Source organism: Buttiauxella agrestis ATCC 33320, from assembly GCF_000735355.1.
GTDB classification, from domain to species: Bacteria; Pseudomonadota; Gammaproteobacteria; order Enterobacterales; family Enterobacteriaceae; genus Buttiauxella; species Buttiauxella agrestis.
In genome coordinates, this window is sequence record NZ_JMPI01000006.1 from 76,178 (window position 1) to 98,633 (window position 22,456).

General features: G+C 55.0%; 8 protein-coding genes and 1 riboswitch. Of the genes, 4 read left to right on the forward strand and 4 right to left on the reverse strand.

Annotation, left to right across the window (positions count from 1 at the left end; translation table 11 throughout):
* On the reverse strand, positions 1 to 12,720 hold the full coding sequence (locus GBAG_RS01000; protein ID WP_034492529.1) for an Ig-like domain-containing protein: 12,720 nt from the start codon (positions 12,718 to 12,720) through the stop codon (positions 1 to 3).
* A gap of 482 nt (positions 12,721 to 13,202) precedes the next feature.
* Positions 13,203 to 14,981, reverse strand: coding sequence for a sodium:solute symporter family protein (locus tag GBAG_RS01005; RefSeq protein WP_034492531.1), 1,779 nt, complete (start codon positions 14,979 to 14,981; stop codon positions 13,203 to 13,205).
* A gap of 288 nt (positions 14,982 to 15,269) precedes the next feature.
* Here GBAG_RS01005 and yjdP point away from each other — a divergent pair, with 288 nt between their 5' ends.
* Positions 15,270 to 15,614 carry a DDRRRQL repeat protein YjdP gene (gene yjdP, locus GBAG_RS01010; RefSeq protein ID WP_034492533.1) on the forward strand — a complete coding sequence of 115 codons (345 nt, stop codon included), beginning with the start codon at positions 15,270 to 15,272 and terminating at the stop codon, positions 15,612 to 15,614.
* Here yjdP and lysC read toward each other — a convergent pair whose 3' ends face one another.
* Positions 15,615 to 16,970 (reverse strand): lysine-sensitive aspartokinase 3, encoded by a 1,356-nt coding sequence (lysC, locus tag GBAG_RS01015; RefSeq protein ID WP_034492535.1) that lies wholly within the window; start codon positions 16,968 to 16,970, stop codon positions 15,615 to 15,617.
* Between the two features lie 270 nt (positions 16,971 to 17,240).
* Positions 17,241 to 17,401, reverse strand: a riboswitch (Lysine riboswitch).
* Positions 17,402 to 17,452: 51 nt separating this feature from the next.
* Entirely contained in the window at positions 17,453 to 19,258 is a 1,806-nt protein-coding gene (locus tag GBAG_RS01020; protein WP_034492537.1) for a cation:proton antiporter, read from the reverse strand.
* 211 nt (positions 19,259 to 19,469) lie between these two features.
* On the opposite strand from GBAG_RS01020, the gene pgi reads away from it, so the two are divergent.
* The 3 genes from pgi (at position 19,470) to GBAG_RS01035 (ending at position 22,438) form a co-directional block, all read left to right on the forward strand.
* Complete coding sequence (pgi, locus tag GBAG_RS01025) at positions 19,470 to 21,119, forward strand: glucose-6-phosphate isomerase (protein ID WP_034492539.1); 1,650 nt, start codon at positions 19,470 to 19,472, stop codon at positions 21,117 to 21,119.
* Between the two features lie 371 nt (positions 21,120 to 21,490).
* A complete protein-coding gene (yjbE, locus tag GBAG_RS01030; protein WP_034492540.1) occupies positions 21,491 to 21,736 on the forward strand; it encodes an exopolysaccharide production protein YjbE in 246 nt (81 codons plus the stop codon).
* 63 nt (positions 21,737 to 21,799) lie between these two features.
* Positions 21,800 to 22,438: a YjbF family lipoprotein gene (locus GBAG_RS01035; protein WP_034492542.1), complete on the forward strand. Its 639-nt coding sequence runs from the start codon at positions 21,800 to 21,802 to the stop codon at positions 22,436 to 22,438.
* Positions 22,439 to 22,456 lie beyond the last annotated feature (18 nt).

Sequence of the window (22,456 nt, forward strand, 5' to 3'; positions counted from 1 at the left end):
TTACCGGCGAGTCATTGTCGGGACCGCAATGTGTTTTCCAGATGCCAAAGTGTGTTTCTCTAAAGCCGCGAGCTGCGCCGTGAGTGGTTGTGCCCCCAGTGCGATAACCGGAGGTTGTTCAACTGTTTGTTCAACGGTTTGTTCAACGGGTGCTTCAACGGCTTTTTCAGGCTGCCCTACGGCGAATGGGCCAAATGAGTTCCCCAGCGAGTTTTGCCCCAGTCCGTTGCTTTCAAGGCCTGGCAACGTGCGTTGTTCGCGTGTGTCGCTGTACCAGCGAGAGAACAGCACCGCTTGTTGCATGACTGGCGCATTGGCATGTTCGATGCCATAACCGTAGGCGGCAAACCGACTGTTAAGGCGAGTTTGCAGACCCACTGAATCGCTTTGTAAATCATAGACCAACGGCAGAATAAACAAGCCCGGCTCGTAGCTTTGGCTATAAGGCGACAGCTGTTCCTCTTCTTCGCGACCGAAAATCTGGTCGCCGTCCCGGTTGTCGGTGTTTGGCATGGCGGTGATGCCATGAATCAAAATGGTCAGACGCGCTTCGCTTGTGTTCCCATCGCTGTCGGTGATGGTGTAAACGAACACTTCGCTCAACGACGCGTTGGCTTCAAGGGCTGCCACACGCGGATCGCTGCTGTTCACCTGGTAACGCCAGTTGCCCTGGCTGTCGAGTGTCAGCGTGCCGTATTGCCCGGACGTATTGCCGCCAATGATGCCCGCGCTGCCGGTATTTTCGGAACTCACCCCGGTGACTGGCCCGTTGTTTGCCGCCCCATCTGCCCCGATGCGGTCATCGTTAAACAGGTTGCCGCTGGCAGATTCCTGACCCTGGTCCTGCAAGATGTCGGCGTTGTCATCGGTGGCGGTTGGCGAATCGTTAAACACCGTAATGCGTAACTGACCGATGGTGGCTCCGTTCACCTGCACGGCGTAATCGTTGTACGTGCTGACAAACCCAGGCTGCGACACCGCTCCGCGCAGGGTGAAGCGGTAATCAATGCGGCCTTCGCCGTCGGCCGGGCTGTAATACGCCAGCAGCGTGATGGTGCCGGTCACGGTTTCGATAGTGATTGGCGACAGCGGATTGAGCTGCAAAAGCTGCTCGGCGGTGATCACCCGCCCCTGGAAGGTGAGGGTGCGCAGTTTATCCAGCGACAGCACATCCAGCGTGCCGCTGACTTCCTGAGCGCCAGGGTCAAGCGGCGTCAGGCCAGATTCTCTGACCTGAATTTCCGCCGATGGCGCGACCAGAATGCGCAATGTGCCGTTGGTTTCGCCCCCTTCATTGCCATCGCTCACGGTGTAGGTCACGGGCGGAACGAAGCCGAATTTACTGCTCACAGGCGTAAAGGTGTAACTGCCGTCGCGCAGCACCGTCAGGCTGCCAACGCCCGCCAGCACAGCGGTTTCGCCCGCGGCGTAACGTTGGCCACCAACCTGGAAGCTGGACAGATGAATCGGGTCGCCGTCCGGGTCCGAATCGTTGGTTAACAGGTTGCCGGAAACCGCGTCCCCTTGCGGGGTAATGACCCCTTCCGGGCTGACGACGGGCGCGCTGTTAATCACATGAACGGTGACGGTGGTGGTTTCAGTGACGCCGCCGCTGGTCACGGTGTAGGTGTAGGTATCGGTGCCGACAAAGCCCGCGCGCGGCGTATAGGTTATCTGCCCGTCTGGCTGCAAGACGGCGGTGCCGTTTGCGCCGTTAGTCACGGCGGTGATGATGGCGTTCGGGTTCTCGAAGTTATCGTTGGCGAGGACATCCGTCGTCACCGGGTTCCCGGCGTGGAGGGTGGCGTCGTCAGCATTAATATCAGCCACCGGCGAAATAATAATATTCAGTGTGCCGATGGAATTGCCGCCAATCAGCGCGTCGTTAACGGTGTAAGTGACGGTGGGCACCACGCCGTTCCAGTCGGCAATAGGGGTTAGCGTGTAACTACCGTCGCTGCGTAAGGTGAATGCCCCCACGCCCGCGATAATCACCGGATATCCTGCAGGCGCAGTTTGCCCGCCGACGCTAAATTGCGTGACGGTGAGCGGGTCGCCGTCGGGATCGGTGTCGTTATTCAGCACGTTGCCGCTGACGACATTATCTTCCGGCGTAATGTTGAGATCCGGGCGCGTCACGGGGAGAGTGTTTTCCACCGTCACGTTAACCGTCGCCCTTTCGATAATTCCGCCGCTCAGTACGGTGTAGGTATAGGTGTCGGGGCCGACATACCCCACGTTCGGCGTGTAGGTGATTTTGCCGTTGACGATGCTCACCGTGCCGTGGCTGCCCTGGGTCACGCTCTGAATAATTTTATCGCCGTTGGCGAAAGTGTCGTTGGCGAAGACATCGGTGGTCACGGAAGTGTTGCCGTGTACCGTGACGTTATCGTCAAAAGCATCTTTTACCGACGTGATGATGACCCGCAGTTTGGCTTCGGATTCGCCGCCATTATTGCCATCGCTGACGAAATACGTCACTTCCGGCAAAGTGCCATTCCAGTCGGCGACCGGGGTGAACGTCCAGTTACCGTCCTCCTGCATGACTAACACGCCCATATTGGGGATGTTGAGCGCGCCGCCCGCCGCATAAATCGTCGTGCCATCCACGGTAAAGCCGGTGAGGGTCAGTTTGTCGTTATCAGCATCGGTATCGTTGGTCAGCACATTACCGCTCGCCACGCTATCTTCTGGCGTGGAGTTACTGTCATCAACCGCCTGGGACGGGGTGTTGGTAATGTTGACGGTGACAAAGGTCACTTCACGCACGCCGCCGCTGGTTACGGTGTAGCCAAAGATATCATTTCCCACAAAACCCGCGACCGGGGTGTAAACCACTTTCCCGTTCACAATCGTTGTGGTGCCGTGCAGGCCGTTGGTGGTGGCGGTTATCTGATGGTCGCTATTTTCAAAGGTGTCGTTGGCCAGGACGTCAATTTCGACAGGCGTTCCGGCGTGTGTGGTGGCGCTGTCGCGGGCGATGTCCTGCACTTGCGTGACTGTCAGCGTCAGGGTGCTGCTGCTGGTGCCGCCGTTTCGCCCGTCGCTAATCTGGTAGGTAATCACCGGCAGCGTGCCGTTCCAGTCTTTGACCGGGACGAACGTGTAGGTGCCATCCGCGTTGAGGGTGAATTGGCCTTGCCCGGAGATAAATACCGGGCTGCCGACCACGCGAGAAAGCGAATCGCCAGCCAGGGTGAAGCCTGTGACGGTCAGCGTGTCCTGAACGGTGGTGCTGTTATCGGCGTCGGTATCGTTGGTTAAAACGTTCCCGGTGATGGTCGTGTCTTCGTCACCCGCGTTGACATCAGGCTGCGCCACCGGAGGGGAGTTGATGACGGTGATGTACACCGTGGCGGTTTCGGTAATGCCGCCGCTGGTGACGGAGTAGGTGTAACTGTCGTTGCCGACAAATGCAGGCGCTGGCGTATAGACAATATTGCCGTCAGCGCTAAAAGTGACGGTGCCATGTTGGGCGGTGCCCACGCTGGTGACTTCCCTGCCTGAGTTTTCGAACGTGTCGTTTGCAAACACGTTAGTCGTCGTGCTGGTTCCGGCGTGTATCGTCACGTTGTCATCGGCGATGTCCGTCACCGGATTTACCGCAATGTCGATTTTACCGACCACCAGCGCGCCGCCGTTGTCATCCGTCACGGTGTAGCTAATTTGCGGCACGATGCCATTCCAGTCGGCGACCGGCGTGAAGGTGTATTGCCTGTCGTAACTTAGCGTAAACGTCCCAACGCCTGGGATCACTGCAACGGTTGGGCTGCCCAGATTTAGCACCGGGAAACTGCCCGCTATGCCAGCCACTTCGAACGAGGTCACACGCAGGACGTCGTTGTCCGGGTCTGTCACATTCAGCTCACCACTTAGCGGCGTGCCATCTTCGTTCATCGTCAACTGCATGTCGCCGGTCAGTGGCGAAGTGTTCGTGACCAGAATCGAGACAATTGTGGTTTCAGTTATGCCGCCGCTGGTGACGGTGTAGGTGAAGCTATCGCGCCCCGCGTAGCCCGCAGGTGGCGAATAACGCACCGTGTTATTCGACAGCACTTCCAGCCTGCCACCCTGGGCACTGATCCCGGAAACCGAGACCTGGCGGTCGGCGTTGGTGAAGGTGTCATTGGCTAACACGTTAATAATCACGGCGTCATCAGAGTGCGTGCTGGCCTGGTCTGCCTGAATATCTACCACTGGCGTCACGGTAATCACCAGCGTGCTGCTGACTTCTCCGCCCTGGTTGCCGTCACTCACGGTGTAATTTATTGGCGGCACGATGCCATTCCAGTCAGCGAGCGGGGTAAATAAATACAGCCCTTGCTGGGTGATGGTGATTCGGCCCATGCCGGGGATATCAACCGGGGTGAGTCCCGCTGCGTAATCGGTGCCGTTAATCGTGAATTTAACAATGCTCAGATTATCGTTGTCGCCATCCGTCGCACCGCCAAGCAGGGTGTCGAGAATCGGGCGGTCTTCCGTGGTGGTGATATACACATTCGGCACCGTCGGCGCGACGTTGGTCATCGTGACCGTGACCGTCGCGATTTCGGTGATGCCGCCGCTGGTGACGGTGTAGGTGAAGGAATCTTCGCCGACATAACCCGCATCCGGCGTATAAACCAGTTGGTTATTCACAATACTCACCGAACCATGCGCAGGCACGCCGGTGCCGGTGATGGTGGCATCGGCATTACTGAAACGGTCGTTGTTTAGCGCGTCGATGGTGACAGGTGTCCCGGCATGTGTGGATACCGAGTCGTTCACCGAGTCCTGAACCTGCGTGACGGTGATATCCAGCGTGCTTTGGGTCGGCGGGTCGAAGGTATTATCCGACACGTTAAACGTGATGGTTGGCACTTTGCCGTTCCAGTCGGCAATCGGCACAAAGGTGTAAGTGCCATTGGCGCGCAGGATAAAGGTGCCTTTATCGGCAATAACGACGCTATCGCCCGCCTGGAATGTTCCTGTGATTCCCGCAATCTGGAAATCGGTCACGTGCAACGGGTCGTTATCGGGGTCAACAATGGTATGCAGCACGTCGCCATTCAGCGCCGTATCTTCCGGCGTTGAAGCCACCTGAGTGGTTGGCGTTGGCGGTGTGTTGGTCAGTAGAATAAACACCGTGGCGGTTTCGGTAACGCCGCCGCTGGTGACGGTATAGGTATATTTATCCTGGCCGACATAGCCCGGCGTCGGGGTGTAAATCAGCGTGTTACCGGGGCCGCGAGTCACGGTGCCGTGCGTACCCTGGCTGAAATCGGTGACGGCCCGATCCGGGTTTACAAATCTATCGTTCGCCAGCACATCGGTGGTAATGACGGTACCGGTATGCTCTTTTTCGATGTTATCGACCGCATCGTCTACGGCGGCAATGTGCAGCCCTAACGTCGCGGTTTTGTCACCGTTCATGTTGCCGTCGGTCACGACGTAACTGACCAGAATATCGCCGTGCCAGTCGCCGCCAGGAGTGTAGTTGTACGTCCCATTGGCATTAACGGTCAGAGTTCCGTGGCTGCCTGCCAGCGTCACGGTGGTGCCCGCGCTGTAAGTTTGCCCTTCAACGGTGAAGGTTTTCACCGTGAGGGTATCGACTGCGCCATCCGGATCGCGGTCGTTGGTTAAGACGTTGCCCGAGGCCGACGTATCTTCGTTGAGCGTCTGGTTTTCGTTGGCAACAATCGGCGCCTGGTTGGTGACATTAATCGTCACCGTTGCCTGTTCCGTTACGCCGCCGCTGGTGACGGTGTAGGTGTAAGAATCGGTGCCGACAAAGCCCTGGTTTGGCGTATACGTCAGCACGCCGCCGACGTAAGTCAGCGTGCCGTTTGTCGGTTGCGTCACCGTGGTAACGGTTTTATCCGCGTTGGTAAACGAGTCGTTAGCCAGCAGGTCGCTGGCATTTTTAATCAGCGGCACATTGGCGTGAGTGGTGAAGCTGTCGTTGTTCGCATCGGCCACTGCCGTAATATTCACGCCCAGGGTGGCGGTATTTGACCAGTGCGAAGTCGGGTCGTTATCGCGAGCAAAATCGAAGAAATTCACCCGACCGCCAAAGATCCCGTTGGCGGTGGTGTCGGTGGTGTCGGAGGCGCGCAAATGCAGACCGCCGCTGACCGAACCGTTGTAATCGGCGGTTGGCACAAAGCGCATCTGCGTGTTGCTGGCGAGCACAAAGGCGCGGTTCTCGCCCAGATCGGACGGGATCGCCTGCCAGGTGGTGCCATCAAAATATTGCCATTGGCCTTTGCTGGCATCGGTGTCATTGGCGTAAATCGCCACGTAACCCAATGCGCCGCTGGCGTTTCCGCCGCCTGCAATCGCGGTCTGGTTATCGGTAGCATCACCATAAACCGACTGGAACAGTTGCCCAACCGTCTGCGTGCCGTTGGTGTCTTCGGCGATAGTCAGCGTTTTATCACCCAGCGTTGGGCGGTCGTTAATGTTGGTGACGACGGTGCTGAGGGTGATGACGGTTTCACTGTAGATTGAGGTGCCGCCATGCCCGCCCGTGGTGTTGATATCGGTGACGCTGCCGTTGGGAAGAACCGTCGGCGTGGAAGATATATCGCCGTTGACGTTGGTTTCTACCAGCCGGACACCCAGCGTTGCCGGGTTGCCAAAATAGTTTGCGGCAGGCACAAAACGCAGTGACGAACTGGCCGTAAGGATTAACGCGTTACTGTCGCTGCGGTTGCCCACGGCAAGCCAGTTCACGCCATCGAGGGAATACTGCCATTCGCCCTGAGCGGCGTTGGTGGTTAATTGCGTGATAGCCACGCCGTAGAAGTTATCCGCCAGCGAGCCGCCCGCGCCGCCATTGGTGCTGTTATCCACGGTGTCGTGCTGGTCGTTGAAGAAGCCGCTAAACAGGCTGTTAACGCTTTGACCGTTCACTGAACTTCCGGGTGTGTCCTCTTCGAGCGTCGGGATTGTCACCGTCGGCGTGCCGACGACCACGGGCGCGTCATTCACCGGATTGACCGTGAAGGTAAAGGTGCGCGTCGTGATCAATGCCGACGAGGTGCCGCCAGGGCCATCTTCGTATTCGACCTGGCCTGGGTCAGAATTAGGATCGGTCATATTGGGTAATGTCACCGGGCGCGAACCGGAGTTGCCGCCATCGTTGACCGCCACCGTCACGCCAAAATTGCCGTTCCAGTCCGACGCCGTGGCACTTCCAGGCACGTCAGGCAGCGAGACTTTTAGCCCCGCGAGATAAGTATTAATTTGCGTGTATGAGCCGGTAAAGGTCAGCGTGTCGGTGCCTGCTCCGGTGACGGTGCCGCCGCTGCCGGTTGGCGCGACAAAGGTAAATCCGTTCGGCAGCTTAACCGTCACCGTCATAGTCTGGCTGCCCGCATCCACATCACTGAGGGTGATCGGTGGCAGCGTGACCGTGGCACTGTTTTCATTGGTGTTGAGCACCGGACTGCCGCCCAGATCGATATGCGCCGGGTCGTTGATACTGCTCTGGAAAACGGTGCGATACGTGGTCGCGACGTTTAGCTCAAGCCCGGTTGGGACTTTAGCGTAAGGGCTGACTTCAGTGGTCGGAACGGGTGATGTCCCATCGCCCGTAGGATTGGCATTATTCCCACCGTTGGCACCGGTCGTCAGTCTGCCGTTTGCATCGCGCATGCGGTCATCAACAATCACTTCAACGCGGAAATACTGGTCAGCATCATCAACCTGGATGCCGTTCATTCTTACCTGTAATTGCGCGAGATAAGCGTTGATTTGGTCGATAGTACCGGTGATCACCAGCGGTGCATTGACGCCATTTGCTGGCGGATTGACGCCATCCGGGCTGGTGGATTGCACCGTCACGCCCGATGTGGTGTTCAGCGAGGAGATAGTCACCGCCGAGTTTTGCTGGTCACGATATTGTAAAACATCGAACGGATTACCGTTTTGATCGGTGATCCGCACCGTCACTTGCACGATATTTTGTTCGCCTGTCGCAATGCCGCCCGCATCCGAAATATCCGGGTCGCTTATCACAAACCCGCCGACGCTGTTGCCACCGGGTGCGTTGTTATCAAGCAGAATCGTGTCTGTTGGCGCGGTCACGGTTGGCGCATCGTTAACCGGCGTAATGGTAATGGCGACTTGCACATCTGCCGGCACTGCGCTGGTGGTGTTCCCGACGCTAGACGCCGAGGTATCCAGATGAATATTGAGCGTCACATCGCCTGCCGCCGCCGCGTTTTGATCGTGGTTGGCATCTTTATCGCTGAGATAAGTCAGGCCACGGGTCGGGTCATTGAGCAACGCCTGAATGGCGCTGGCGGTGCCGGTTAGCACGAGTTGCCCGCTGTTATCGCCCGTAATCGTGACGCCATCAATAATAAAACCGCTGTTGTCATCTGCGCCTGCAATCCCCAGTTGGCCCTGGGCGACGGTCAGCGTCACGGTCACGTTTTTGCCGAAAGCCGCTGACTCGTCATCCGCGATAGTGATATCGCCACCGATAATCGTCGGCTGATCTTCGAAGGTGGTTTTGTCGGTATTACCGACCACCAGATTGCCGGGGTCATTGGTTTCGGAGGCGTTAATCACCACCTGATTAGCGGAGATGTTGCCGTTACTGGCGGGAACGCCGTCCAGATACCAGTTGTAAGTGGTGCCATCAACCGCGCCGGGCAGGGTGCCGAATGCCGGAGTCGCAGGCTGGTTTACCGGGCCGCCGTTAGCCGCCCCATCTAAATTACCGTTGTCGTCACGCAGGCGGTCATCGGTGATGACCTGCACCTGGTATTGCGCGTTGCGGTCATCAGGGAAGGTGACGGTCAAACCCGCCAGCGCCGCGTTAATCTGGGCGACGGTTCCGGTGATCACCAAATAGCCATTGATACCGCCTGTGACGGTCGCTCCGGTGTTTGCCGCCGCCGTCAGCACGATGTTGTTGTATTCGGCCTGGCTAAAGGTGCTGCCATTGCTGTGCAGTAAGCGCACGGTCGTTTCGAGGATATTGGTAGCGCTTGTATCGCTTGTGATATCCGGGTCGGCCACGGTAAAACCGTTGATGGCGTGCGAACTGCCGCCGATATCAATCGGGCCGGAAGGCGCGGTGACGGTGGGTTTGTCGTTGGTCGGCGTGACATTAATCGTGAAGTGATTCCCCGATTGCTCTTTATCGCCATCCGAAAGCGTGAAGTTAAAACCGTCGGCATTTAGCCCGGCACCAGCAGTTTCATCGCCGTTGTTCAGGTAATAAATACGGCCATTGTTGATGTCCGCCTGGGTAAAGGTGGAGCCATTGCCGAGGAAGCTAAAATTCACGCCGTCGGTGGAGTACGCCAGGCGTCCGTGAGCCGGGACGGTGGAAACCGTATATTGCACCTGCTCGGGCGAGCTGTCCGGGTCGTAGGCCTGAAGCTGAGAATTGTCGAGCTGGACGTAACCGCCTTCCACCACCGTAGCCGGGTTGTTAGCGGGCTGACCGCCGATGTTATTGGGCGAGTCCGGCGGCACGGTGATATCCGGGCTGTCAGGCGTTGCCGGGATCATCGGGCCATCGTTAACGTTGGTGATGATAATCCCCACCGTCGCGTTGGCCGCAGACGCAGTACCCCAGCGATCCACTGCCGCGACAATAAAGCTGGTGCTGCGGACTTCAGAGCCATTACTGACAAACCGCAGCCCGCTGCTGTTATCGTTTTTCAATAGGCTGGCATCGAGTTTTAGCGTACCGATATCGGCGCTGGTGATCGTGACCCAACTGGTGCCATTGAAATACTGCAATACGCCACCGGTTGGCAGCGACTGGAAGACAATTTTTAGGGCGTTAGCTCCGACAACTTCGTTATTGAGTGCGTAGTTATTACTGCCATTAATATTGGCGATGTTTTCCCACGGCGAGCCGCTGTTGGCGTCATCCGGGTCGCTTAAATTCAGCTGCGAGGTGGTGATATACACCGTTTCGCCTTCTGCCAGAACCGTGTTGGAGGAGCCTGTAATCACGGGCGCATCGTTAACCGGAGTGACGAAAATTTTAAGCTCTGGGTTCCACGTCACTGCCACCGGGTTGCCATTGGCGTCGAGCGTGACTTGCCCTGCGGAAACGGAGAAACGAGCATTAAACTCGAAGTTTTCGCCGCCGTCATGAACGATGCGCACCAGGCCTGCATCCAGTTCGGCCTGGGTGAAAGACCCAAACGCGTTAACCGCGACCATGCCGCCGTTGCCATCACTTTTCATGATGGTCAGGCCGCTTTGGCCCGCATCGGTCCCGAGATAGGTATACACGATTTCATTCGGGCTAATCCCTTGCACCACATAACTCATGCCCGGCGTGGCGTCGGAGATGTTTCCGGTGCCAGACAGCGCCAGCGAGCCGCCTTCGTTAATGGCGCCGTGCGGCGGCTGCGTTGGGTTATCGGGATCGGTGCCGATATAATCTGAGCTGTTCGTGCTGTCGGGAATATTCCACGGTGGGACGTTATCCGGCGTCGGGTTGTTTGCCAGGCGAACCAGGCCAATCGTGAACTGGAAATGGGTTAACCGATCGGTTGCCGCGTCGCCGTCCCAAATCCCGCCCTGGCGGGTAAATGTGGTGCCGTCCGGGTTCCAGCGCAGCGCAGTGGAGTGGTCAATGACGCGGAAGTTAAACACGTCGATGCCGCCCGGTTGCGCATTCAGATACTGCGCATACGCGACTTTACCTTCAATCACATCTTCCATAGTGAAGGTGTCGCCGGTCTTTAACAGCAAGCCGTTGAGCGTCAAATAACCGTGCGTCAGCCCGGCGGTATCCACAACAAAACTGACACGTTCGGCCGGGGAGTCGGTATCCAGGCTGGTGAGCATTTCGGGCGTAAGCACCACATCAGCCGGGCCTGGCACCACATCGGCGTGCAGGCTGGATTCGGTATCAAGGAACGGGTCGTCATCTACCGGCTGAATATCAAGTATTATCGTGTTACTGGCGCTGGCAGACGTAGCTGTACCACCGCCTTCGTCAGTCACGGTCACGCCGAATGAATCCGTTCCTACGTTGTCCTGGCCGTCATTTTCATAGGTCAAAAAATTGCGTTCGGCATAGCTGAACTGCTGGCCTTGTGTGACCGGCACGCCCTTAAAATAAAGTGTGCCGTGAGCGGGCAACGCAGTAATGGTTAGCGTGAGATTGATGTCCTGCGTATCGCCACCACTTTCGGCCACGATGTACTGCCCGACATTCCCCGTGTTGGCTGCGTTTTGCGGCTGACCTTCATACACAATGCCCCCGCCGCTAATGGTGGGCGGCTGGTTTTCAGGTGCTATCTCAAGGGTGACGTTTACCGTGTCGGATTGGCCGATGGGCGTTGCGCCGTCGTTCACTTTGGCGGAAAAACCATCGGCGGTGTTTTGTGTGTCACCCGTCGCGGTGTGGACATATTTCAGCGTACCGTTGCGCACATCTTGCTGAGTAAACACCGACCCCACGCCCAGGCGCGTGCCGTTGAGCGTCAGATAACCGTATTGCGGTATCGCCGTCAGGCTGTAGACAATTTGCGATGCGCTTTGCGCGCCAATCTGTAATTCAGGATCGAGTGCTGCGAGCGTGGCTTCAGTAATCACGGTGCCCGAACCATTTCTTTCCGGCACGATGAGCGTGCTGTCGGCGACCGTAACCGGATCGTTGGCTGGCGTAATCGAAATGTGCGTGACCAGGCTGTCGTTACCAGAAAGGCTAAGGACATAAAACTGCACATCGGTTGAGGCCGACTGATGCCCCAGTTCGGTGTCACTGGCGGTGAATTTCAGCGAGTTAAGCCAGGCCTGTGCATCCGCCACGCTTCCGACGAACTCCAGGGTTTTCCCGGAAGTTGCACCGTTAACCAAATCCCCTGCGGCAGCATTCGTTAAGCTCACGCTAATCGCGACGTTTTCATCGCTGACGTTAAGCGTTAAGCCACTGAAGCTCCCGGTTTCAGCACCCGGACGCAGTGCACTTGGCTCAGAAACCACCATATCCGGCACGCGAGTGGTGATTTCCGGCGCTTGTAAAACACCGTCATAAGCCAGGGATAACGAGCGCGTTTCAATGACGCCAGTGCTGGACTCAAGCGTCCAGTCTGCGGCTTTTGCCGCGCTGCCGGTTTCGTCATTCGACGCCGCCACATCCGCATGGGTGTAATCCGCCATACGCGTAATGAGCACGGTATCTTGTGCGGTGACATTGCAGCCATACAGCAAAATATCGCCATCAGAGGTGAGCTTTTCGCCCAGCTTTTCTAGCTGCTGCTGATACTGCGCAATCGTTTTATCGTTAAGTTTGTCGCTACCGAGGGTGATTTCATCGCTCGCGCCGTGGCTGATGATATGAATCGCGCTGATATTTTTATCGTTTTTTAAGGCGTCATTAATCTGCTCAAGCCCGGACTGCTTTGAGTCCAGCACCAGCACGCGGCTGCCCTCTGGCAACTGGCCTACCAGCGACTGCCAGTTCTGCACGTGGCTGTCGACAACATACACCTCGTGCGGGGCAGAGGCTGGTGCGTCAGCAGGTGCAGGCGTGGGCGCGGTAATGGACGCCGGAGCAGGGGCGGTTGATTGCGGCACAGTCACCGCTTTCGAGGCGTCCGGCGCGTTATTGTGATGCTGCGCGTCTAGCGGGTTATCCGTATGGCTTGCGGCTTCAGCGACGGCTGCGCCATCAAACAATTGTCGTGGCTCCAGAGCGAAACGATGATGGCGGGGGCGGGCGGGGTTGTCTCTTCTTTGTGTCGACATAGCGGTGCATCACTCTGGTAGCGCGTCGTAGCATTAAGATAATGATACAACGTGTTTACATAATATGAATGTATTAGATGGGCTTATTACATAATATTTACGAATGTATTGAGAGTGAGTTTTTCGAAATATTCACATGCTTTCTATAAGGTTTTTGGCAGAAAGGGAGATGGCGGGATAAAAGAACTAAATTGTTTCCAGAGTTAATAATAAAGCCACGTGCAGTTATTGTTCTATTTTAATTTTCGCATCACGGAATAGTTTCTATCTGAGAGTTTAATGCATTATTAAGCGTGAATTGCCAGGAACGAATCGAGCTAAATTAGATTAAATAGTAAGCAATACTTTTATATTTCTAATAATAGCTATTATCTGAGAAATAATGAGTTACCAAATAATGTTAGCAAGATGTGAAGATAAATAAAAAGCCACCGGATTCGGTGGCTTTGGGGGATTAAGCGTGTTGTCTATTCACGTTGCGGTTAACGTTGCGCTTGCGTCGAGGGCTTGAGGATGACAGTGGCATCATCAATTCGCGCACTGCGTTTTAACGCGTATCCGACAGCAAACACCACCGCAGCGCAGCCCAGGAACAGCAGGCGGCCCCACATTGGGTTTGGAATCAGCATCATCGCAGACAAGCCCGCAGCCATGTAGATAGTCAGGTCGCCCAGCTTGTTACGTTGCATACGGTCAACGATGTCCTGCGCGTCGTCTTCAACACACTCCGTTTCGACATCTTTAAAGAATGCATCTGTTGCGGCGACATTGCTGTCGGCCTGCGGTTTGTAGAACAGGGCGCTCAGGCAGAAGAAGCCGCCGGTCAGCACCAGGTGTGCAACGATAGGAATGATGGTTTTCAGCTCGCTCACTTCACGGCCAGTCAGTGTTTCAACCCCGAACCAGGACATGACGTACTGCGGCGTGAACACATCAACCACCATCCAGGAGACGCCCAGGCCGAATACTACGGTTGCCCATGGCGCCCAGGAAGGCGTTCTGCGAATCAGCATACCGAAGAACAATGGCACCAGAATCGGCGATTGCAGCAGGGTCGCGACTTGCATCATCAGGTCAAAAAGACTCAGGTGCTTGAGCGAGTTGAAGAACTGCGCCATGAAGATAACCAACAGGCCGTTCACCAGGCAGGCAATTTGGCCCGCACGCAGTTGCTCTTTGTCGGTCGCTTTGCCTTTGCGCACAATCGTTGCGTAGAAGCTACGTACGAAGATGCCGGAGTTACGGTTTAGTGCTGAGTCCATAGAAGACATGGTTGCGGCAAACAGGCCAGCCATCAACAGTCCAACGGTGCCAAGCGGCATCGCTTCGCGGGCAAACACCAGGTAAACCGCATCACGTGCTTTCGCGCCAAGTTCTGGATATTGTGCGCCTGCATTCGGGTAAAGAATCGCCGTCGCCCACGGTGGAATGAACCAAATCACCGCGCCAACCAGCATCATTAGCAGCGCCATTAAAGCGGCCTTGCTGGCGTTTTTGGAATCTTTAGCATTCAGGAAGCGATAGGACTCCTGCATGTTGTTGATACTTTGCAGTTGCTTCACCACGAAGAACAGGAAGGTGCCAACCATCAGTAACGGGTAATTCATATCCGGGCCAGTAAAGAAGCCGGATGGGAATTCAGTCACGATGTTTGCCGGGCCGCCCACTGCCCACAGGGCAACCACTGCGCAAGCGACGGAAATGACTGCGATAACCAATGTTTGAATAAAGTCGGATGCCACGACGCCCCATGCGCCACTCAACATGGAAATCGCCAGCACCGCGAGGCCGGTAATCCAGATAGTCGTGATGATATCGGCGTTAAATACAGCGGAGGCAAATACCCCAAGGCCGTTTAACCACACGCCTGCGTTAATCACGCTCAGCGGGATAATAACCCAGGTAAAGAACTGCTCGTTGACCGGGCCAAAACGGCGGCGAACCGCTTCAGTTGGGGTGTCTACGCGCATTTGGCGGAAGCGGCGAGCGAAGTAGGCCCACGCCAGAAGATAAGCAAACATGTTGCCGATAAACACCGCCAGCACGGCGAAGCCATCGGTAAAGGCTTTACCAGCGGCACCCGTGAAGGTCCAGGCGGAGAACTGCGTCATAAATGCCGTTGCCCCAACCATCCACCACAGCATCTTGCCGCCACCGCGGAAATAGTCGCTGGTGCTATTATTTGCCATTTTTTTAAATAGCAGGCTAATCGCCACCATTAACAAAAAATAACCCGCTATTACAATATAGTCGTAAGACATTTTAGTACCCCATGTCCGTATGAGTAAGTTTCAACTGGAAACATTAAAACACCGCAATCATATAACTTGAAATAGCGTTTCAATGTTTATTTTAAATAGCGGACGAGGATCATGTTTTAGGATTTTTCTGTTAGTGCTTGAGAAGGATCTTAGGGGCGGCGGGGGACGAATCATTAACCAGTAAGGTGATATGTAAGGGGAATGTTAGTTAAAAATTGGGATTTCTCCGCTACTGGCACACAGGCCTTTTTCTTATCGTTTAGCGAACCAATTTCATGAGACAGGCTTATGAATCGCTACTCCACTGTGCTGCTGCTCGGCACCCTGACCATGACCTCAATTGCCCACGCCGATGCGCTGGATGGCCTGTTTGACAACTCGATTGTCGGTTCTATTTCGCAGGCAATAAACGACGCTTATAAGCCAAACGATAACCGTGACGATGAGCAGGATGATAGCCGTTGGGAAGAGCAGGACAGGCAGCGTAGCGAAGATGGGCGTCGGCAGTATGAGGATCGCCGCCGTCAGCTTGAAGACCGACGCCGCCAGCTCGATGACCAGCAGCGTCAGTTAGACGAACAGCGCCGCCAGCTTGAGGAAGATGAGCGGCGCTTAGACGATAACTATCGTTAATTACTCGAACAAATTGTGGTGCAACTTCTGCACCACTTTTTCTGCGTCATCGCCCGGCACCAGGAAGCACAGGTTATAGCTGGATGCGCCGTAGCAAATCATGCGGATATTGAACGGTTCAAGCACGCCAAACACCTCTTTGCCCACGCCGCAGGCTTTCGACAATTGGTTGCCGATGATAGCAACCAGCGCGAGGTTTTCTTCCACTTCAACGCGGCACAATGAAGAAAGCTCGGTCAGCAAAGACGTCGTCAGCAGGCTGTCTGAGGTGGATGTGGAGCCGGTGGTGTCCAGCGTCAACGCGACGCTGACTTCAGAAGTGGTCACCAAATCAACAGACACATTGTGTTGTGCCAGAATGTTGAACACTTCCGCAAGGAAACCGTGGGAGTGGAGCATGCTCATGCTGTGAAGCGTCACCAGCGTTTGCTTGCGGCGAACGGCCAGCGCGCGGAACAGCGGCGGGTTTTCAGTTTGATTACACACCAGCGTGCCACCGGCTTTTGGGTCTTTACTGGAACCCACAAACACCGGAATACCGCAACGAACCGCAGGTAATAACGTGGCCGGGTGCAGCACTTTTGCACCGAATGTTGCCATTTCAGCCGCTTCTTCAAACGCAATTTTGTCGATGCGTTTTGCCGCGGGCACCATGCGTGGATCGGTGGTGTAAATGCCCGGCACGTCAGTCCAGATATCGACACGGCTTGCATGTAACGCCTCGCCCAATAATGCCGCGGTATAGTCGCTGCCGCCACGACCAAGCGTGGTGGTGCGGCCTTTCGCTTCGCTACCGATAAAGCCTTGAGTAATAACCAGAGATTGCGCCAGACGTGGCAGGAGCTGCTGGCTCGCCAGGTCCGCTAAGGTGGTGACATCCGGCTCGGCGCGGCCAAAACGGTCGTTAGTGCGCATGATTTTACGGATATCAAACCATTGCGCGTCAACTTTGCGCTCGCGCAGGATCTCGACAAACAGCAGCGTAGACATCAGCTCGCCGTGGCTAACCAGTTCATCCGTCAATGCGGTTGAAGTTGCAAGCGAAGCCGCTTCAGCCAGAGTGGTGATGTTCTCGAGCAGACGCTCGACTTCTTCGCGGATGATTTGCGGGTTAGCTAAACGTTCGACAATGTCATATTGAATTTTGCGAATCGCATCGAGCTTAACAAAACGCTCTGTAGCTTCCAGTCCGCCTGCCAGCGCCACCAGCAAATTGGTGATACCTGCCGATGCGGAAAGAACGACAACGCGAACGTTTTCATCAGCCAGCACCACGTCGGCGCTGCGGTTCATCGCGTCGTAATCTGCAACGCTTGTGCCGCCAAATTTGGCAATAACGGTTTGTGGGTAGGACATTACGGTACAGCCTCGTGTCAGGGAGCCATCGCTATGGCAAAAAAGTCAATCAACCTTGGCACAAGGGAAGAGCGGGATACGGGGCAGACGTAGAATAGAAGTTCTGAACTACGATACACCCAGAAGCGCCCCACCTTGTTTCCCCGATTTCTTGACGCCGCAGCGGCGTTGTCTGCGCTAACTCACCCGAATCACTTACTCAAGTAAGCTCATCGGGATTCATTAGCTTGTCGCCTTGCTGCAACGCCAATAAATTCGGGGAATAATTTGGAGCACTGAGTGCTCCTGGTGACAGCCCAAGGGATTCAGCCCCCGTGGCCGATAATACATGCTGCCATACATGCACTACCTCGGCGTCGCTCCCCCTCCTGTGTCGTCTGCGGATTGGCTCCTCAAACACGATACCTGGGCGACGCGCCTCTTCTGGCTTACTCACAAGTGAGCAAGTAGCCGTATACAAATAAAATGTTACGCGCCAGATGTCAACGTCTGGAAGCCGGGGATTTATCGGTCTGCACCAATGCAATCAAAGTGCAGGGCAGCGTTGGGGTGGTTTGTCCGTTTATCGCGATAGTTTTTCCTTCTTCCAGACGGGCAAAAAGTGGCACGACGCCGCGATTTTTCTCCAGATATTCCAGCCAGCCAAAATTTTCATTCAGGCGGGTCGCTTTAATGGTCGCTCCTTTGGCAAGCTGGCTGCTTAAATTGCTCCAGGTGACATCCTCAGGAAAAAGTTTCTCATGGCGACGAAAACGCGCGCTTTCGTTACTGCCTCGCCCTTTCAACGCGGAACCGGAACGGATAGCAAAAACCTTATCGTTGCCGAAAATATGGCTGAAGTGATAAACCGCCAGCGCGTTTTGGTGACGGTTCGGTGAGAGCGCGAGCACTTGCGCTGTGTTGCTTAAATCGAGCACGTTTTCCGCATGCTCCGACCACGCATTTCCGTAATAAGCGGGCAATCCTTCCATGCGGGCCAGGCGGTAATATTCCCAACTATTATCGGTGAGGATTACCGGAATGTTTTGTTTCACCAGAGCGTGAGCCAGCGTTCGCGCCACCGTATTTGCGCCAATAATCAGTACCCCTTTTGGTTTGCGTTGTTGCACGCCGAGCCACCTTGCCAGCGGGCCGCTGGTCAGGCTTTGTAGCACCACGGTGCCAATAATGATGGCGAACACCACGCTGACCAGTTTATCCGCGCCTTCGTAACCGCTTTTTTGCAGCGTCAGGGCGAATAACGAACTCACCGCCGCCGCGACAATACCGCGCGGAGAAATCCAGCTCAGCAGCAGCTTTTCGCGCAGGGTTAACGACGAACCAAGAGTAGAAATCGCAATGCATAACGGGCGGGCGACAAATTGAATCACCAGCAGCAAAACGACCAGCGGCCAGCCCATCGCCAGCACGCCATGAATATCGAGGCGGGCAGCGAGAATAATAAACAAAGCCGAGATAAGAATGGCCGACAACTCTTCTTTGAACGCGACGATATCGCTGACATCCACATCGCGCATGTTCGCCAGCCAGATGCCCAGCACTGTCACCGCCAACAACCCTGACTCATCGGCCAGCGAGTTTGAAAGGCCGAACGTCAGCAACACCACTGCGAGTACGGCAAAATTTTGCAGATATGCTGGAAACCACACGCGTTTTAACGCGGTGCCAAGCAACCAGCCAAACAGCGCGCCGCAGGCTAAACCCACCACCACGGTCTGAGCGAAGATCATCAGCAATTGCAGATGCGAACCTGCTTCCTGGCGCAGCGTGATGAACTGGAACACCAGCAACGTAAAAATCGCGCCGACCGGGTCGATAACAATCCCTTCCCAGCGCAGCACCCGGTTAATCGCGGCGTTCGGGCGCACCACGCGCATCAGCGGAGCGATAACCGTTGGGCCGGTCACGACCGTCACGGCACCCACCAGTGCTGCCAGCGCCGGTTCTAAGGCCAACAGCCACCAACAGGCGAGGCTAATCACGGCAAAAGTCGCCAGCATCCCAACGCTGACCAGGTTGCGCACCACGCCGCCTAAACCGCGAATCTCATCAAAACGCAGCGTGAGCGCACCTTCAAACAAAATAATGGCCACGGCGAGGGAAACCACAGGAAACAGCAGTTCGCCAAAAAGTTGGTCGGGGCTAAGCACATGCGTAAACGGGCCGAGAATCAGCCCGAATAACAGTAAAGGGAGGATAGCCGGAAGCTTAATCGCCCACGCCAGCCACTGCGCCGCCAGCGAGCTAATGGTGATAATCACCAATAAAAGGGGTACGGACAGTTCCATAAAATTTTTACCTTACCTGGTTTACAGCGCCATACTGTTTTTCTCAGTGTAGACGGGGTCCAGATGGGCTGAGTCCGCTTCGATAACTTTTTCGCTGGCACATAACCTGAAACGGTATTCCCTGTGCAATGGCAGAAAAATCATCACAAATCCCGTTTTGTGGATATACAATTGACCGCAGTCACAGTTCTCAAATCAAAAGGGTAACGCTATGAAAAATATCAACCCAACGCAGACCGCTGCATGGCAGGCCTTGCAGGCGCATTTTGACGAAATGAAAGACGTCACAATCGCTGAGCTGTTCGCGCAGGATGCTGATCGTTTTGGCAAGTTCTCCGCTACTTTCGACGATTTAATGCTGGTGGATTACTCCAAAAACCGCATCACTGAAGAAACCCTGACCAAGCTGCAAGCGTTGGCAAAAGAGACGGATTTGCAGGGCGCAATCAAGTCCATGTTCTCTGGCGAGAAAATTAACCGCACTGAAGACCGTGCTGTGCTGCACGTTGCACTGCGTAACCGCAGCAACACGCCAATCATCGTTGATGGCAAAGACGTCATGCCAGAAGTGAACGCGGTGCTTGAGAAGATGAAAACCTTCTCTGAAAGCATTATCAGCGGCAACTGGAAAGGCTACACCGGCAAAGCGATTACTGACGTGGTGAACATCGGTATCGGCGGTTCAGACCTCGGCCCATTCATGGTGACCGAAGCGCTGCGTCCATACAAAAACCACCTCAATATGCATTTCGTGTCTAACGTTGACGGCACCCACATTGCCGAAGTGCTGAAGAATGTTGACCCGGAAACCACGCTGTTCCTGGTTGCCTCTAAAACCTTCACCACGCAAGAAACCATGACCAACGCCCACAGCGCGCGCGACTGGTTCCTTGCAACCGCTGGCGATAACAAACACGTTGCGAAACACTTTGCGGCGCTGTCTACCAACGCGAAAGCGGTTGGCGAGTTCGGTATCGACACCGCCAACATGTTTGAATTCTGGGATTGGGTCGGTGGCCGTTACTCCCTGTGGTCCGCGATTGGTCTGTCTATCATCCTGTCAGTCGGCTACGAAAACTTTGTTGAATTGCTGTCCGGCGCACACGCTATGGATAAGCATTTTGCTAACACTCCGGCAGAACAGAACCTGCCTGTGCTGCTGGCGCTGATTGGTATCTGGTACAACAACTTCTTCGGCGCAGAAACCGAAGCGATTCTGCCATACGACCAGTACATGCACCGTTTTGCTGCTTACTTCCAGCAGGGCAACATGGAATCCAACGGCAAATACGTTGACCGTAACGGCAACGCGGTGGATTACCAGACTGGCCCAATCATCTGGGGCGAGCCTGGCACTAACGGTCAGCATGCGTTCTACCAGCTGATTCACCAGGGTACCAAAATGGTTCCTTGTGACTTCATCGCGCCTGCGACCAGCCACAACCCGCTTTCTGACCACCATCCTAAACTGCTGTCTAACTTCTTTGCTCAGACAGAAGCGCTGGCATTTGGTAAAGCACGCGATGTAGTTGAGCAGGAATATGCTGACCAGGGTAAAGATCCAAAAACTCTGGAACACGTTGTGCCGTTCAAAGTATTCGAAGGCAACCGCCCAACTAACTCCATCCTGCTGCGTGAAATCACTCCGTTCAGCCTCGGCGCACTGATTGCGCTGTATGAGCACAAGATCTTCACCCAGGGCGCGATTTTGAACATCTTCACTTTCGACCAGTGGGGCGTGGAATTAGGTAAGCAACTGGCTAACCGTATTCTGCCTGAGCTGGGCGATGCGGCTGAAATCAACAGCCACGACAGTTCTACAAATGGTTTAATCAACCGTTATAAATCCTGGCGTGCATAATTAGCGTCTGGAATTAAATATAAGCCGGCCTTATGGTCGGCTTATTTATTTAAATAAGATAATTCCCCTTGCCCCGTAAATAGCTTAATTCCCCGGCGTGAGGTTAATCCTAAAAACACCTATAACCTGATAGTTTTACGGGTTTACTTTCGGATTAAGTAGATTGTATTTCCTCTTGATTGTATTTTAACTGTCTGTTTTTTATCATCTAAATTAAATGACGATATTGCCAATATTGTTATATTTCCATTTATCTTAAAGCTCGTTCCTTATTCCCCGCTGCGGTCTGTCGCTATTACTTGTTGTGTATACTCGAAAGCGCCTGAAATTCTTTTGGGCAACCTCCATTCATTCAATGAAGGGAAATTGTTATGAAAAAAGTTCTTTATGGCGCTTTCGCCATATTCACGCTGGCAGCGGCTGGCGCGGCAAATGCTGACCCTGTTTCTGTGGGTGAAGCAGCTGGCGCACAAGCAACGAATGTGTCCGCAGGGAGTTCTACTGCGACCAGCGCCAGCACTGTCGGGTCGGCAGTGGGTGTAGCACTTGCTGCAACCGGTGGCGGTGATGGTTCCAATACCGGGACCACCACCACCACCACGACCAGCACCCGTTAATTTCGCGGGTGATTTAACTCTAACCACACTTCGGTGTGGTTATTTCGACTCCGGGGAAACCTCGTGCAGCGACTCGTAATTCTTCTTTCTTGCCTGTTACTTCAGGCATGTTCCGACACCACCAAAGGCCTTGGCTCCTCGCTCTGGCACAGCATGGTGGGGGATGACGGCATACAGCTAACTCATGATGAAATTCAAAATATGCGCTACGCCAGCCAGTACATGCGCATCAATAACGGCCCGCAAATTTTTGTGGTGCTGGCCTTTGACGAAAACGGCCAACAAAAATGGGTGACGCAAGACCGCTCGATGATCGTCACCGAACATAGCCGCATCGTGAAAACCACCGGGCTTGGCGACAACCTCCAGCAGGTCACTAACCTGGCAAACGACCCGCTAACCAACCCGAATCAGATTATTGATGGCGCAAGCTGGACGCGGCAAATGGCCTGGACTGAACGCCAACAGGTGCGCATGGCGACGGCGCGTTCGACCTTCACCTGGGACGGTACCGACACGCTAAAAGTGGCGATGAGTACCACGCCGGTTCGCGTGCTCGACGAAGAAATTACTGCCGACGGCAAAACCTGGCATAACCGCTTCTGGGTAGACAGCGAAGGTCATATCCGCCAGTCAAAACAATATCTTGGCCCCGATTATTGGCCTGTTAACACGATCCTGTTGAAGGCGGCGAAAGAATGAAAATAAAACGTAGGTCGG

What these genes read in the sequence shown, in the direction of transcription:
- GBAG_RS01000 (WP_034492529.1), bottom strand. Translation starts at nt 12,720, where the DNA reads ATGTCGACACAAAGAAGAGACAACCCCGCCCGCCCCCGCCATCATCGT.
- GBAG_RS01005 (WP_034492531.1), bottom strand. Translation starts at nt 14,981, where the DNA reads ATGTCTTACGACTATATTGTAATAGCGGGTTATTTTTTGTTAATGGTG.
- yjdP (WP_034492533.1), top strand. Translation starts at nt 15,270, where the DNA reads ATGAATCGCTACTCCACTGTGCTGCTGCTCGGCACCCTGACCATGACC.
- lysC (WP_034492535.1), bottom strand. Translation starts at nt 16,970, where the DNA reads ATGTCCTACCCACAAACCGTTATTGCCAAATTTGGCGGCACAAGCGTT.
- GBAG_RS01020 (WP_034492537.1), bottom strand. Translation starts at nt 19,258, where the DNA reads ATGGAACTGTCCGTACCCCTTTTATTGGTGATTATCACCATTAGCTCG.
- pgi (WP_034492539.1), top strand. Translation starts at nt 19,470, where the DNA reads ATGAAAAATATCAACCCAACGCAGACCGCTGCATGGCAGGCCTTGCAG.
- yjbE (WP_034492540.1), top strand. Translation starts at nt 21,491, where the DNA reads ATGAAAAAAGTTCTTTATGGCGCTTTCGCCATATTCACGCTGGCAGCG.